Origin of the sequence: Pseudomonas sp. 1D4 (assembly GCF_001728925.1) — a bacterium.
In the GTDB taxonomy this organism is placed as follows: Bacteria; Pseudomonadota; Gammaproteobacteria; order Pseudomonadales; family Pseudomonadaceae; genus Metapseudomonas; species Metapseudomonas otitidis.
Genome location: NZ_LXJQ01000009.1, coordinates 61,641 through 74,786 on the forward strand (window position 1 = coordinate 61,641; position 13,146 = coordinate 74,786).

General features: G+C 68.1%; 14 protein-coding genes. 6 read left to right on the forward strand and 8 right to left on the reverse strand.

The window, feature by feature from the left end; all coding sequences use genetic code 11:
- Positions 1-85: 85 nt before the first annotated feature.
- The 5 genes from bioD to bioB all read right to left on the reverse strand — a co-directional run bounded on the left by bioD (position 86) and on the right by bioB (position 4,645).
- Positions 86-775, reverse strand: a complete 690-nt coding sequence (bioD, locus tag A7D27_RS07065) for a dethiobiotin synthase (protein ID WP_069559073.1) — start codon at positions 773-775, stop codon at positions 86-88.
- Complete coding sequence (gene bioC, locus A7D27_RS07070) at positions 776-1,585, reverse strand: malonyl-ACP O-methyltransferase BioC (RefSeq protein WP_069559074.1); 810 nt, start codon at positions 1,583-1,585, stop codon at positions 776-778.
- Positions 1,578-2,303 (reverse strand): alpha/beta fold hydrolase, encoded by a 726-nt coding sequence (locus A7D27_RS07075; RefSeq protein WP_069564472.1) that lies wholly within the window; start codon positions 2,301-2,303, stop codon positions 1,578-1,580. Before A7D27_RS07075 ends, bioC begins: the two co-directional genes overlap by 8 nt.
- Positions 2,296-3,477, reverse strand: a complete 1,182-nt coding sequence (gene bioF / locus A7D27_RS07080) for an 8-amino-7-oxononanoate synthase (RefSeq protein WP_069564473.1) — start codon at positions 3,475-3,477, stop codon at positions 2,296-2,298. The genes A7D27_RS07075 and bioF overlap by 8 nt, the downstream gene beginning before the upstream one ends.
- Positions 3,478-3,586: 109 nt before the next feature.
- A complete protein-coding gene (bioB, locus tag A7D27_RS07085; protein ID WP_069564474.1) occupies positions 3,587-4,645 on the reverse strand; it encodes a biotin synthase BioB in 1,059 nt (352 codons plus the stop codon).
- Positions 4,646-4,859: 214 nt separating this feature from the next.
- On the opposite strand from bioB, the gene A7D27_RS07090 reads away from it, so the two are divergent.
- The 4 genes from A7D27_RS07090 to A7D27_RS07105 all read left to right on the forward strand — a co-directional run bounded on the left by A7D27_RS07090 (position 4,860) and on the right by A7D27_RS07105 (position 7,769).
- Complete coding sequence (locus A7D27_RS07090; protein ID WP_069564475.1) at positions 4,860-5,153, forward strand: hypothetical protein; 294 nt, start codon at positions 4,860-4,862, stop codon at positions 5,151-5,153.
- A 15-nt stretch (positions 5,154-5,168) separates the two neighbouring features.
- Positions 5,169-5,897 carry a ComF family protein gene (locus A7D27_RS07095; protein ID WP_083265551.1) on the forward strand — a complete coding sequence of 243 codons (729 nt, stop codon included), beginning with the start codon at positions 5,169-5,171 and terminating at the stop codon, positions 5,895-5,897.
- Between the two features lie 66 nt (positions 5,898-5,963).
- Entirely contained in the window at positions 5,964-6,728 is a 765-nt protein-coding gene (locus tag A7D27_RS07100) for a TOBE domain-containing protein (protein WP_069559080.1), read from the forward strand.
- A gap of 66 nt (positions 6,729-6,794) precedes the next feature.
- Positions 6,795-7,769 carry a serine/threonine protein kinase gene (locus tag A7D27_RS07105; protein ID WP_069559081.1) on the forward strand — a complete coding sequence of 325 codons (975 nt, stop codon included), beginning with the start codon at positions 6,795-6,797 and terminating at the stop codon, positions 7,767-7,769.
- 6 nt (positions 7,770-7,775) lie between these two features.
- On the opposite strand, the gene A7D27_RS07110 is transcribed toward A7D27_RS07105, so the two are convergent.
- Entirely contained in the window at positions 7,776-8,363 is a 588-nt protein-coding gene (locus A7D27_RS07110) for an SMI1/KNR4 family protein (RefSeq protein WP_069564476.1), read from the reverse strand.
- A 172-nt stretch (positions 8,364-8,535) separates the two neighbouring features.
- On the opposite strand from A7D27_RS07110, the gene rarD reads away from it, so the two are divergent.
- Positions 8,536-9,426 carry an EamA family transporter RarD gene (rarD, locus tag A7D27_RS07115; RefSeq protein ID WP_069559083.1) on the forward strand — a complete coding sequence of 297 codons (891 nt, stop codon included), beginning with the start codon at positions 8,536-8,538 and terminating at the stop codon, positions 9,424-9,426.
- Positions 9,427-9,639: 213 nt separating this feature from the next.
- Here rarD and A7D27_RS07120 read toward each other — a convergent pair whose 3' ends face one another.
- Positions 9,640-10,158, reverse strand: coding sequence for a glycine cleavage system protein R (locus A7D27_RS07120; RefSeq protein ID WP_069559084.1), 519 nt, complete (start codon positions 10,156-10,158; stop codon positions 9,640-9,642).
- A gap of 25 nt (positions 10,159-10,183) precedes the next feature.
- Positions 10,184-10,636 carry a GNAT family N-acetyltransferase gene (locus A7D27_RS07125; RefSeq protein WP_069564477.1) on the reverse strand — a complete coding sequence of 151 codons (453 nt, stop codon included), beginning with the start codon at positions 10,634-10,636 and terminating at the stop codon, positions 10,184-10,186.
- Positions 10,637-10,952: 316 nt separating this feature from the next.
- On the opposite strand from A7D27_RS07125, the gene A7D27_RS07135 reads away from it, so the two are divergent.
- Complete coding sequence (locus A7D27_RS07135) at positions 10,953-13,130, forward strand: malate synthase G (protein WP_069564479.1); 2,178 nt, start codon at positions 10,953-10,955, stop codon at positions 13,128-13,130.
- Positions 13,131-13,146 lie beyond the last annotated feature (16 nt).

Consider the following 13,146-nt stretch of genomic DNA (forward strand, 5'->3'; position numbering starts at 1 on the left):
ACCTCGAACCAGGGGAACCACGACGTAATTGAAGCAGATGCCGCTTAAAAAACGTACAAACAAAACGCGATGGACGACCGGCGGCTTATAGCGGCAGCTTCAGCGGATGCAGGTCCAGATGTGCGGCAACGACCTCGGCTGACGGCACCTCAAGGCGCGGCACCCGCCCAAGGCACGGGGCAGGCAGGCGCTCGGCGAGGGTCGCGAGGTTCTCCTCCAGCCGCGAAGTGGCCGGGTCGACGATATTGGCCACCCAACCCGCCAGCACCAGGCCGTCCCGCTGGATCGCCTCGGCACTCAGTACGGCGTGGTTGATGCATCCCAGGCGCACGCCCACCACCAGGATGACCGGCAGGCCCAGGCGCACCGCCAGGTCCGACAGGTTCTCCCGACCTGTCAGGGGCACGCGCCAACCCCCTGCGCCCTCCACCAGGGTGAAGTCGGCGTTGCGCGCCAGCACCGCGCTGACCGGCCCGGCCAGCGCTTCGACATCAAGCTGCACACCCGCCTCACGTGCCGCCAGGTGCGGGGCGATGGCCGGTTCGAAGGGGAAGGGATTCACCTCTTCGTAGCGCAGCGGCAGGCTGCAGCCCGCCAGCAGGCCGAGGGCATCGCTGTTGCGAAGCCCCTGGGCGGTCCGTTCGCAGCCGGAGGCCACCGGCTTTGCAGCGGCGGTGCTCAGCCCGGCATGACGGGCGGCCTGGAGCAGGCCACAGGCGATGGTGGTCTTGCCGATCTCGGTGTCGGTCCCGGTGATGAAAAAGGCAGTACCCATTCAGGTCTCCTTGCGCAGCAGGCCGTGGACGACCTGGTAGGTCGCCGGCAACCCTTGGGCCTCGCGCTGTTGTTCGTAGGCATCGACCAGCGCCCGCATGCGGGCTCGCCCGGTCAGGCCGCCAGGACGCCCGGGGTTGAGGTTGTGAGCCCCCAGCGCCTTCAGTTCGTGGGTCAGCTGGCGCAAGTCGGGGAAGTGCAGCACATGGGGGCGGCGCTCCAGTTGCAGCACCTGCAACCCACTGTCGGCGCACAGTGCCTGATAGTGGGTGAAGGCACGGAAGCGGTTCACATGGGTGAAACCGTCCACTTCGCGCCAACTGTCGCGCAGCTCCTGCAGGGTACCGACGCAGAGGCTGCTGAACACCAGCAGGCCACCGGGGCGAAGCACCCGCCGCGCCTCCGCCAGTACCGCCGGGAAGTCCTCGCACCACTGCACGGCCAGGCTGCTGAACACCAGGTCCAGGCCGGCGTCGGCCAGCGGCAGATGCTCGGCGTCACCGGCGATGAAGTGTGACGCCCCGCCCAACGGGCGAGCGTGCCGAAGCATGCCCTCGGCCAGGTCCAGGGCCAGGCCCTGGGCACGGGGGAAGCGTTCTGCCAGTTGGCGGGAGAAGTGCCCCGTCCCGCAGCCCAGGTCGAGCCAGCGCTGCGGTTCGAAACCTTCCGGCAGGCTCGCCAGCAGGTCGGCACCGACCTGACGCTGCAGGCCGGCCACAGCGTCGTAGCTGGCGGCGGCACGAGAGAAGGACGCCGCCACCTGGCGCTTGTCCGGCAGGCCGGGCACGGGTGGTACGGGGAATTCAGACATCGTCACCTTCGAACATGAACGCCAGCACCGCCGCTGCAACGGCATCCGCACACTCCACCGGCAAGCCGTGGCTGGCCTCGGGGATCACCGACACCTCCACGTCCGGCAGCTCCTCCAGCAGGGCATCGGCCGCCGAGGCAGGGACCAAGGCGTCGCGCCCAGCGAAGAGGTGCAGTTGAGGCCCGGTAAAGCGCCCCAGGGCGGCGCGGGTATCCAGCTCGGCCAGCAGCTGCAGGCCCGCCGCGAGGATCGCCGGCTCGGTGGCCGGCTGCGTCACCTGCAACTGCCGCGCCAGGGTGCGCGGGTCCCGCGCGCCCTGGCTGACCAGCAGGCGGAAGCGCTTGAGGGTCAGCTCCGGGTCGAGCCCGAAAGCCTCCTCGAAGTCGCCGAACACCTCGGCCCGCATGGCGCTCGGCCAATCGTCACGGGTGCGGAAACAGGCATTGGCAGCCAGCCCGATCAGGCCCCGGCAGTGCGTATCCCGCCGCGCGGCCAATTCGGCGGCCAGCATGCCGCCCAGGGACCAGCCCGCCAGCCAACTATCGCCGGGCAGGCGCGCATCCAGCTCGTCGAGCCAGGCGGCCGGGTCGTCCAGCTCCGGCAACGGCTGAATCTGCACCGCCAGGTGCGGGGCGCGCTCGGCCAGGGCGTCACGCAGGGGTTCGAGCGCAGCCGGGCCCAGGGCCCAGCCGGGGATGAGGATCAGGCGGTCACGCATCGGGATGTCCTTCTTCGGTCAGCAGCTTCCAGCTTTCGGACAACGCCACCAGCAGGCGTTCCACCTGCGCCTCGCTGTGGGCGGCACTGAGCGTCACTCGCAGGCGTGCAGCACCGACCGGCACCGTGGGCGGGCGGATCGCCCCAACCAGCAGCCCGCGCTCGCGCAGCAGGGCCGCAAGCCGCAGCGCACGGGCGCTGTCGCCCACCCGGATCGGTTGGATCGGCGTGGGACTGTCCATCAGGTCCAGGCCGATCTTCGCAGCCCCTTCGCGGAAGCGGCGGATCAGCGCATTAAGGTGCTCGCGGCGCCAATGCTCGCGCTGCAGCAACTCCAGGCTCTTCAGAGTCGCGCAGGCCACCGCCGGCGGCTGACTGGTGGTGTAGATGTACGGCCGGGCGAACTGGATCAGGCTCTCGATCAGGTCGTCGCTGCCGGCCACGAAGGCACCGGCGGTGCCAAAGCCCTTGCCCAGGGTGCCCACCAGCACGGGCACATCCTCCAGGCCCAGGCCGAAGTGCTCGACAATGCCGCCGCCCTGGGCACCAAGGGGCCCGAAGCCGTGGGCGTCGTCCACCATCACCCAGGCGCCCCGGGCGCGGGCGGCGGCGCACAGGCCGGGCAGGTCGGCCAGGTCACCGTCCATGCTGAACACACCGTCTGTCACCACCAGGGTGTTGCCCTCGGCCTTCTCCAGCCGGCCCTCGAGGCTGGCGACGTCGTTGTGCAGGTAGCGGGAGAAACGCGCCCCGGAGAGCAGCCCGGCGTCCAGCAACGAGGCGTGGTTGAGGCGGTCCTCTAGCACGGTATCGCCCTTGCCCACCAACGCGGTCACGGCGCCCAGGTTGGCCATGTAGCCGGTGGAGAACAGCAGCACCCGCGGCCGCCCGGTGAACTCGGCCAGGGCCAGTTCCAGGTCGTGGTGCGGGCCGCTGTGGCCGATCACCAGGTGCGAGGCGCCGCCGCCTGCTCCCCAGCGCTCGACACCGCGCATGAAGGCAGCCTTCACCTCGGGGTGGTCGGCTAGGCCCAGGTAGTCGTTGGAACAGAAGGCCAGCATCGGCCGGCCATCCACCACCACCTCGGGCGCCTGGGGCGTTTCCAGCAGCGGGCGTTGGCGGTAGAGGTTTTCCGCACGGCGGGCGGCAAGGCGGGAGGCGAGATCGAAAGGCATCGCAATGGCTCACCGGCAGCGGGCAGGCGGCCAACGGCGGCGCACCTGCCCTATGGGGGACTCGGATTGCACGGTGTGGCGGGCGCAAGCACCCGCCACCGGGCGAACGTCAGGCCAAGGCGGCGTTGTAGAACAGTTGCGAATCGCGCTGCTCCACCAGGGCCTGCTCAATGGCGGCCTGGTGCACCTCGTCGGCGTGTTCCTCGCGCTCCTCGGGCTTGATGCCGAGACGGGCGAACAGTTGCATGTCCTTGTCCGCCTGGGGGTTGGCTGTGGTCAGCAGCTTCTCGCCGTAGAAGATCGAGTTGGCGCCGGCCATGAAGGCCAGGGCCTGCATCTGGTCGTTCATCTGCTCGCGCCCGGCGGAAAGGCGTACATGGGACTTCGGCATCATGATCCGCGCCACGGCCAGGGTGCGGATGAAGTCGAACGGGTCGACGTCCTGTTCCTCGGCCAGGGGCGTGCCCTTGACCTTCACCAGCATGTTGATCGGCACCGACTCGGGGTGTTCCGGCAGGTTGGCCAACTGGATCAGCAGGCCGGCGCGGTCGTCCAGCGACTCGCCCATGCCAAGGATGCCGCCGGAGCAGATCTTCATCCCCGCTTCGCGCACGTAGGCCAGGGTCTGCAGGCGTTCGCTGTAGGTGCGGGTGGTGATGATGTTGCCGTAGAACTCCGGCGAGGTATCGAGATTGTGGTTGTAGTAGTCCAGGCCGGCATCAGCCAGCGCCCGGGTCTGCTCCTGGTCCAGGCGACCGAGGGTCATGCAGGTCTCCAGGCCGAGCTTCTTCACGCCCTTCACCATCTCCAGCACGTAGGGCATGTCCTTGGCCGAGGGATGCTTCCACGCCGCGCCCATGCAGAAGCGGGTCGAGCCGATGGCCTTGGCCTCGGCGGCCGCCTCCAGCACCTTCTGCACTTCCATCAGCTTTTCCTTGTCCAGGCCGGTGTTGTAGTGGCCGGACTGCGGGCAGTACTTGCAGTCTTCCGGGCAGGCGCCGGTCTTGATGGAGAGCAGAGTGGAGACCTGAACGCGGTTCGGGTCGAAGTGCGCGCGGTGCACGGTCTGGGCCTGGAACAGCAGGTCGTTGAACGGCTGCTGGAACAGTGCCTTCACCTCGGCGAGGGTCCAGTCGTGGCGGGTAGCGATGGCGGCGGTTGCACTCATGGGAAGGGTTCCTACGACGCTTGGATGGCGCCTCTTGTCGGAGTGGCCCGGGCCGGTGGGCCGGGCGTTCAGGCTAAGGGGCATCTTAATTTCGGCTTCGACGCTGTCAACCAGATTTGAGACACAGGTTTACAAGTGAGCAAATAACAACCAACAGAACCCTTGTCGCCGCTGCGAATCCAATGGCGGACTCCCCCCCACTCAAGGACCCACCATGGACACAGAAGGTTTCTTCGGTTGGCTCGGCGAGGCGCTTGGCCGCGCCATCCGCTTCATCGTCGACCTGCTCTCCGGGCTGCTCGGCGGCATCTGGTCGGCAATGGACGACTTCTTCCACGGTCTGGCACGGGCCATCGGAATGGATACCTCGCTGTTCAGCTTCATCGTGCTGTTCATCGGACTGATGCTGCTGGTGTCCGGCATCCGCGCCCTGGCGAGGAAGGGCATCATCAGCGGCCTCATCCTCACCCTGCTTGGCCTGGTGGTGATGAGCTGGCTCATCCACTGACCCCGCAGGACCACCATGGACGGACTCCTCCACCGGCTTCGCCGCCTGGCGCGTAGCCAGGCTCGCTGCCAACTGTGCCTGGCCACTCTGGGGGGCGATGACATCCACCCCATCTGCCCCGGCTGCCTGCTCGACCTGCCCTGGCTGGCCGGGCATTGCCGCCAATGCGCCCTGCCCCTGCCGGCCGACGGGCTGCTCTGCGGCGAATGCCAACGGCGGCCACCGGCCTTCGACAGCGCCTGCATGCCCTGGCGCTACGGCTTCCCCCTCGACGCTCTGGTCACCCGTTTCAAGCACCGTGCCGACTGGCCTGCCGGGCGCCTGCTGGCGGAGCTGTTCGCCGACCACCTGCGGCACACCCGGCAACCGCTGCCGGACCTGCTGCTGCCGGTGCCCCTGGCACGGGCACGCCAGCGGGCGCGGGGCTTCAACCAGGCGCAGATGCTCGCCGACTGGCTCGGCCGCTCGCTGCGCCTGAAGGTGGAGGCCGGCTGGCTGCTACGTACCCTGGACACACCGGCCCAGCAAGGGCTGGATGCCGCCACCCGGCGGCGCAACCTGCGCCGGGCCTTCACCCTGGCCCCCCACGCGCGCCCCGCCGGTCTGCACCTGGCCCTGGTGGACGACGTGCTGACCACCGGCACCACCGCCCACGCCCTCGCCCGCCTGCTCAAGCGCGCCGGCGCCGCTCGGGTGGACGTCTACTGCCTGGCCCGCACCCCCAAGCCGGGCAGCGTGCCCTGACAGGCGCTTGACGACCGTGCCCTGCTCACTCAGCCTGCGCGCCATGTTCATCGGGCCCCGACCACCATGAGCCAGTTCATCCCCCTCACCCAGCAACTGACCCGCCGCCCCCAACGTATGGCGCTGCTGGAGCAGATCGCCATCCAGGGCTCCATCACCCGCGCCGCCAAGGCAGCCGGCCTCAGCTACAAGGCTGCCTGGGATGCCGTCGACGAGCTCAACAACCTCGCCGAAAAGCCGCTGGTGGAGCGCAGTGTGGGGGGCAAGGGCGGCGGCGGCGCGCGCCTGTCCGCCGAGGGTGAGCGTCTGCTGGCACTGTTCAAGCGCCTGGAAAGCCTGCAGGCACGCCTGGTGGAAAGCGCCGAGCACGAACAGGACCTGGAGCGCCTGGGCCGCCTGATGCTGCGCACCAGCGCCCGCAACCAGCTCAGCGGCAAGGTGATCGGCCTGCAGGCCCACGGCCGCAACGACCTGGTGGAAATGGAGCTGCCCGGCGGCGCCCGGCTGAAGGCGCAGATCACCCACGACAGCACCGAGAAGCTGGAGCTGGCCCTGGGTGTCGGCGTGGTCGCGCTGATGAAGGCCGGCTGGCTGGAGGTGCGCCCGCTGCATGCGCCCGTGGATGCCCACCTGAACGCCCTGGAGGGCCGGATCGAGGCCATCGTCCCCGACCCGGAAGGTCCCAGCGAGGTGCGCATCGCCCTGGGCAACGGCCAGACCCTCTGCGCCCTGGCCGAGCCGGCCCGCCTCGCCGACGACGACCTGCAGCCCGGCCATCTGGCACGGGTGCTGTTCGACCCCGGCCAGGTGCTGCTGGGCACGGCACTCTAGCCCGGCTGTTTCGGCAGGCCGGTGCGCGACCCGCTAGACTGTGCGCCCATCCGCTGGAGCCGCCCCATGTCCCATCCCTTCGACGCCCTCACCCCCGACCTGGTCCTGGATGCCGTGGAGAGCCTGGGCTACCTCAGCGATGCCCGGGTGCTGGCGCTGAACAGCTACGAGAACCGCGTGTACCAGGTGGGGATCGAGGACAGCGCGCCGCTCATCGCCAAGTTCTACCGGCCCGAGCGCTGGACCGACGCAGCAATTCGCGAGGAGCACGCCTTCACCCTGGAGCTGGAGGAACACGAAGTGCCGGTGGTGGCGCCCCTGCGCTGCGAAGGCGAAACGCTGTTCGAGCACGCCGGCTTCCGCTTCGCCCTGTTCCCCCGTCGCGGCGGCCGTGCCCCGGAGCCAGGCAATCTCGACCAGCTCTATCGCCTCGGCCAGTTGCTCGGCCGCCTGCATGCCGTGGGCGCGACCCGGCCGTTCCAGCACCGCGAGCAACTGGCTGTGGACAACTTCGGCCACACCTCGCTGGAGACACTGCTGGAAGGTGGCTTCATCCCCAAGGGCTTGCTGCCGGCCTACGAATCAGTGGCCCGCGACCTGCTGAAGCGCCTCGACAAGCTGTTCGCCGAGGTGCGCTACACCCCCATCCGCCTGCATGGCGACTGCCACCCGGGTAACCTGCTGTGCCGCGACGAGGTGTTCCACGTCGTCGACCTCGACGACTGCCGCATGGGCCCCGCCGTGCAGGACCTGTGGATGATGCTGGCCGGCGAACGCCAGGAGCGGCTGGGGCAGCTCTCCGAGCTGATGGACGGCTACCAGGAATTCCACGACTTCGACCGCCGCGAACTGCCGCTGATCGAAGGCCTGCGGGCCCTGCGCCTGATGCACCACAGCGCCTGGATCGCCCGCCGCTGGGACGACCCGGCCTTCCCCATGCACTTCTCCTGGTTCGGCAGCGAACGCTACTGGGGCGACCAGGTGCTCACCCTGCGCGAGCAACTGGCGGCCCTGGACGAGGAGCCGCTCAGGCTGTTCTGAGGGAACTCACTCGTCCTCGTCGAAGACGAAGGCGTAGCCGTCCTCCATCAACTGTTCGAGGTAGCGCTCGAAACTCGGCGCGATCACCGCGTAGGAATCGGGGTCGTGCAGGAAGCGCACGACCTGCCCCACCGTGCCGCCCGGCGCCGGGTCGAAGTCCAGGTACAGCAACGAGGTGCCGCCGTTGTTCACGCAGTGGGAAAAGCACAGGCGGCGATCCATCGGCAGCGCCGGGTCGATGCCGGCGCCGATCAGCTCCGGAAACTCGTCCAGGTAGCCGTCGTAGACCTGGAGGATGCTGTCGGTACGGCGACGCTCGGCGAGCATCTGCTCCACCGAGAGCAGGTAATAGGGGTACTCGAACACGTCCGAGCCGAGGATCAGCTCCTGCAGCATCACCCCGCCATGGCCCTGCCAGTAGGTGCCGTTGATCCGCCGGAGCAGCGCCAGCAGGCTGCCGGACACCTGGGGATAAGCCGCGCGCAGGGCCTCCATCTGGGCCGGCGTGGCCCCCAGCGCCTGGCCCAGGCGCTGACGGGACTCGGGGGGCAGGGCCTGCTCCAGGCCTTGCAGGTAGCGTTCGACGACGGTCATGGCGCACTCCTTGGGAAACCGGCGTGCAGTGTGCCAGCCGCCGGGCGGCATTGCCGCGACCGTCCTCCCACGGCACTGCGGAACCCCGTGCTCACCGCAACGTCACAGACAAGCGCCGGCGCGCGCCCTAAAATGGCGCGCCTCCCTCAACCTGCCCGACCAAGGACGCCTGATGGCCACCGCCAATCCCCGCCGGGGCTATGCCCTGGGCCTGACTGCCTATGTCATCTGGGGACTCTTCCCGCTGTACTTCAAACTGCTCGAGCACATCCCCGCACTGGAGATCATCACCCACCGGGCCATCTGGTCCGCCCTGTTCGGCGCGGTGCTGCTGGCGGTCTGGAAGCACCCGGGCTGGTGGCGGGAACTGCGCGAAAACCCGCGTCGCTTCGCCATCCTCGGCGCCAGCGGGTTGCTGATCGCCAGTAACTGGCTGGTCTACGTGTGGGCGGTGAACAACGGCCGGATGCTGGAAGCCAGCCTGGGCTACTACATCAACCCGCTGGTGAACGTGCTGTTGGGCATGCTCCTCCTTGGCGAACGCCTGCGCCGCCTGCAGTGGCTGGCAGTGGGCCTGGCGGCCGTGGGCGTGGCCCAGCAGATCTGGCAGGTGGGCGCGTTGCCCTGGGTGTCGCTGACCCTGGCCCTGACCTTCGGTTTCTATGGGCTGATCCGTAAGCAGGCCCCGGTGGCTGCGCTGCCGGGCCTGGTGGTGGAGACCTGGCTGCTGCTGCCGCTGGCCCTGGGCTGGCTCTTGCTGCACCCGGAGGCCAGCACCGGCCAGGCGGGGTTCTGGAGCGACCCGCAGGCCCTCTGGCTGGTGGCCGCCGGCCCGGTGACCCTGGTGCCGCTGGTGTGCTTCAACGCCGCCGCCCGCCACCTGCCGTACACCACCCTGGGCTTCCTGCAGTACCTGGCGCCGACCCTGGTGATGCTGCAGGCGATCTTCCTGTTCGGCGAGCACTTCGACCCGAACAAGCTGGTGGCCTTCTGCTGCATCTGGGCCGGCCTGGCGATCTACAGCGTCGATGCCTGGATGACCCTGCGTCGCAACCAGGGTTGAGCAATGAGTGAACGACGGGCTGCGAGCCTCTGCTGGCGGGGGCTGCAGCCGTCGATCCCAAGCTTATCCACAGCCCCGTCCACGGCGGATGTGCACAAGCCTGGCGAGCTGATCAGTTTCCGTCCAGTCGCCTGTATCCCTCGCCCGGCAAGGCTTGCAGCGGGGCATCCCCAACTTGTCCACAGGCTTGCCCCGGTTTTCCGTGGGTAAGCCTCAGCCGTCGGCGTTGAGCGTCAGTTCCACCATCAGGTCGTCGGCCAGGGTTTCCAACTGCGCCTGCAGATCATCCAGCGACAGTGCCAAGGGCACGGCCAGGGTGGCCTCGGCGCGGAACAACGGCTCACTGCTCATGGGCGCCGGCACCACCTCGGTCTGCAACTGCTCCAGGTTGACCCCGTGGCGGGACAGCAGGTGGGTGATGTCGCGGACGATGCCGGGTCGGTCATTGCCCACCAGCTCCAGGTGGATGGTCTGCCAGCCGCTGGCCGGCTCGGCGCCGCTGTCCGCCAGCATCACGCGGATGCCCTGCGCCTCCAGCCCCTGCAGGCCCGCCACCAGCTTGCCCTGGCCCTCGGCGGGCACGGCCACCCGCAGGATGCCGGCGAACTGCCCAGCCATCCGCGCCATGCGGCTTTCCAGCCAGTTGCCGCCGTGGGTGGCGATGCACTGGGCGATGCGTTCCACCAGCCCGGGCTGGTCGGCGGCGATCACGGTGAGTACGAGATGGTGCATGTCAGTCTCCTTGGTGCGGGGTCGCTCAGCGGCGATCCAGGCTCAGCCAGTAGGTCAGGTACACCTCGTCCCGCACGTAGCCGAGCCGCTCGTAGAGCGCCTGCCCGGCCAGGTTGGTCCGCGCGGTTTCCAGCTGCAGGCCGCAGGCGCCGGTGGCCTCGCCATGGGCGCGGGCGGCGTTCATCAGCCGTTCGCCCACCCCCAGGCGGCGCGCCGACGGGGCGACGAACAGGTCACTGAGCAGCCAGGCCGGCGCCAACGCCAGGGAGGACATGAAGGGATAAAGCTGGACGAATCCCAAGGCATCCCCCGACTCGTCGCGGTCGACGAAGATCACCGAATCGCCGCGCTCCAGGCGCTCGCCGAGGAAGCGGCGGATCTCCTGCAACGGGCGGGGCACCCGGTAGAAGTCCAGGTAGCCACTGAATAACTGGCTCAGCTCATCCAGGTCAGCGGCGGTCGCAGCGCGTACCGTCATTGGTGGGGCTCCTTTTTATGTAGTGAAGGCAGTATAGAAAAGAGCTGAAGGTAGTGGCTGATGACGCTTTCAGATGCTGCGACGCCGGGTCGCAGCGCCGCGAAAATCGTGATCGTGTACGATTTGAAGATTTATCTGGAACAATCTATCGGTTTTTTGAGAACATTCTTGCCCCGCAGTGACCGTAAGTGGTTTTTCGGTCGCATAGCGACGCCCGACCCTGTTTTTTGTGACGGGTTCATGTAGTATGCCGCGGCTCGGACTACAAGCTTTCAGGCACGGTCCAGAGCGGATATTGAGCAGAGTGAGGCAAGCAATGACTGAGCGCGTTCAAGTCGGTGGCCTGCAGGTCGCCAAAGTCCTGTTCGACTTCGTGAACAACGAAGCCATCCCCGGAACCGGCATCGCTGCCGACGCGTTCTGGGCCGGTGCGGAGAAGGTCATCAACGACCTGGCGCCGAAGAACAAAGCCCTGCTCGCCAAACGCGACGAACTGCAGGCCAAGATCGACGCCTGGCACCAGGCCCGTGCCGGCCAGACCCATGACGCCGTGGCCTACAAGGCCTTCCTGCAGGAAATCGGCTACCTGCTGCCCGAACCGGCCGACTTCCAGGCCAGCACCCAGAACGTCGACGAAGAAATCGCCCGCATGGCCGGCCCGCAGCTGGTGGTGCCGGTGATGAACGCCCGCTTCGCCCTGAACGCCGCCAACGCCCGCTGGGGCTCGCTGTACGACGCGCTCTACGGCACCGACGTGATCAGCGAAGCCAACGGCGCCGAGAAGGGCAAGGGCTACAACAAGGTCCGTGGTGACCTGGTCATCGCCTACGCCCGCGCCTTCCTCGACGAAGCCGCGCCGCTGGAGTCCGGCTCCCACGTCGACGCCACCGCCTACACCGTCAAGAACGGCCAGCTCGCCGTGAGCCTGAAGAACGGCAGCGAGACCGGCCTGAAGAACGCCGCGCAGTTCATCGCCTTCCAGGGTGACGCTGCCAAGCCCGCCGCCGTGCTGCTCAAGCACAACGGCCTGCACTTCGAGATCCAGATCGACCCCACCAGCCCCATCGGCCAAACCGATGCCGCTGGCGTCAAGGACGTGCTGATGGAAGCCGCCCTGACCACCATCATGGACTGCGAGGACTCCGTCGCCGCCGTCGACGCCGACGACAAGACCGTCGTCTACCGCAACTGGCTGGGCCTGATGAAGGGCGACCTCGCCGAGGAAGTCAGCAAGGGCGGCCAGACCTTCACCCGCACCATGAACCCCGACCGCGTCTACACCAAGGCCGACGGTTCCGAGCTGACCCTGCACGGCCGCAGCCTGCTGTTCGTGCGCAACGTCGGCCACCTGATGACCAACCCGGCCATCCTCGACGCCGCCGGCAACGAAGTGCCCGAGGGCATCCAGGACGCGCTGTTCACCAGCCTCATCGCCCTGCACAACCTCAACGGCAACACCAGCCGCAAGAACACCCGCACCGGCTCGGTCTACATCGTCAAGCCGAAGATGCACGGTCCGGAGGAAGTCGCCTTCGCCACCGAGATCTTCAGCCGCGTCGAAGACGTGCTGGGCATGCCGCGCAACACCCTCAAGGTCGGCATTATGGACGAGGAGCGCCGCACCACCGTCAACCTGAAGGCCTGCATCAAGGCCACCGCCGAGCGCGTGGTGTTCATCAACACCGGCTTCCTCGACCGCACCGGTGACGAAATCCACACCTCCATGGAAGCCGGCGCCATGGTGCGCAAGGCCGCCATGAAGAGCGAGAAGTGGATCGGCTCCTACGAGAACAACAACGTCGACGTCGGCCTGGCCACCGGCCTGCAAGGCCGCGCGCAGATCGGCAAGGGCATGTGGGCCATGCCGGACCTGATGGCCGCGATGGTGGAACAGAAGATCGGCCACCCGCTCTCCGGCGCCAACACCGCCTGGGTCCCCTCCCCCACCGCCGCCACCCTGCACGCGCTGCACTACCACAAGGTCGACGTGTTCGCCCGCCAGGCCGAGCTGGCCAAGCGCACCCCGGCCTCCGTGGACGACATCCTGACCATCCCCCTGGCCCCCAGCACCGACTGGACCGCCGAGGAGATCAAGAACGAAGTGGACAACAACGCCCAGGGCATCCTCGGCTACGTGGTCCGCTGGATCGACCAGGGCGTCGGCTGCTCCAAGGTGCCGGACATCAACGACGTCGGCCTGATGGAAGACCGCGCCACCCTGCGCATCTCCAGCCAGCTGCTGGCCAACTGGCTGCGCCACGGCGTGATCACCCGCGAGCAGGTCGAGGAAAGCCTCAAGCGCATGGCCGCCGTGGTGGACCGCCAGAACGCAAGCGACCCGCTCTACCGCCCGATGGCACCGAACTTCGACGACAACGTCGCCTTCCAGGCCGCCCTGGAACTGGTGGTCGAAGGCACCCGGCAGCCCAACGGCTACACCGAGCCGGTGCTGCACCGCCGTCGCCGCGAGTACAAGGCCAAGAACGGGCTGTAAGCACGGCGCACCGCGT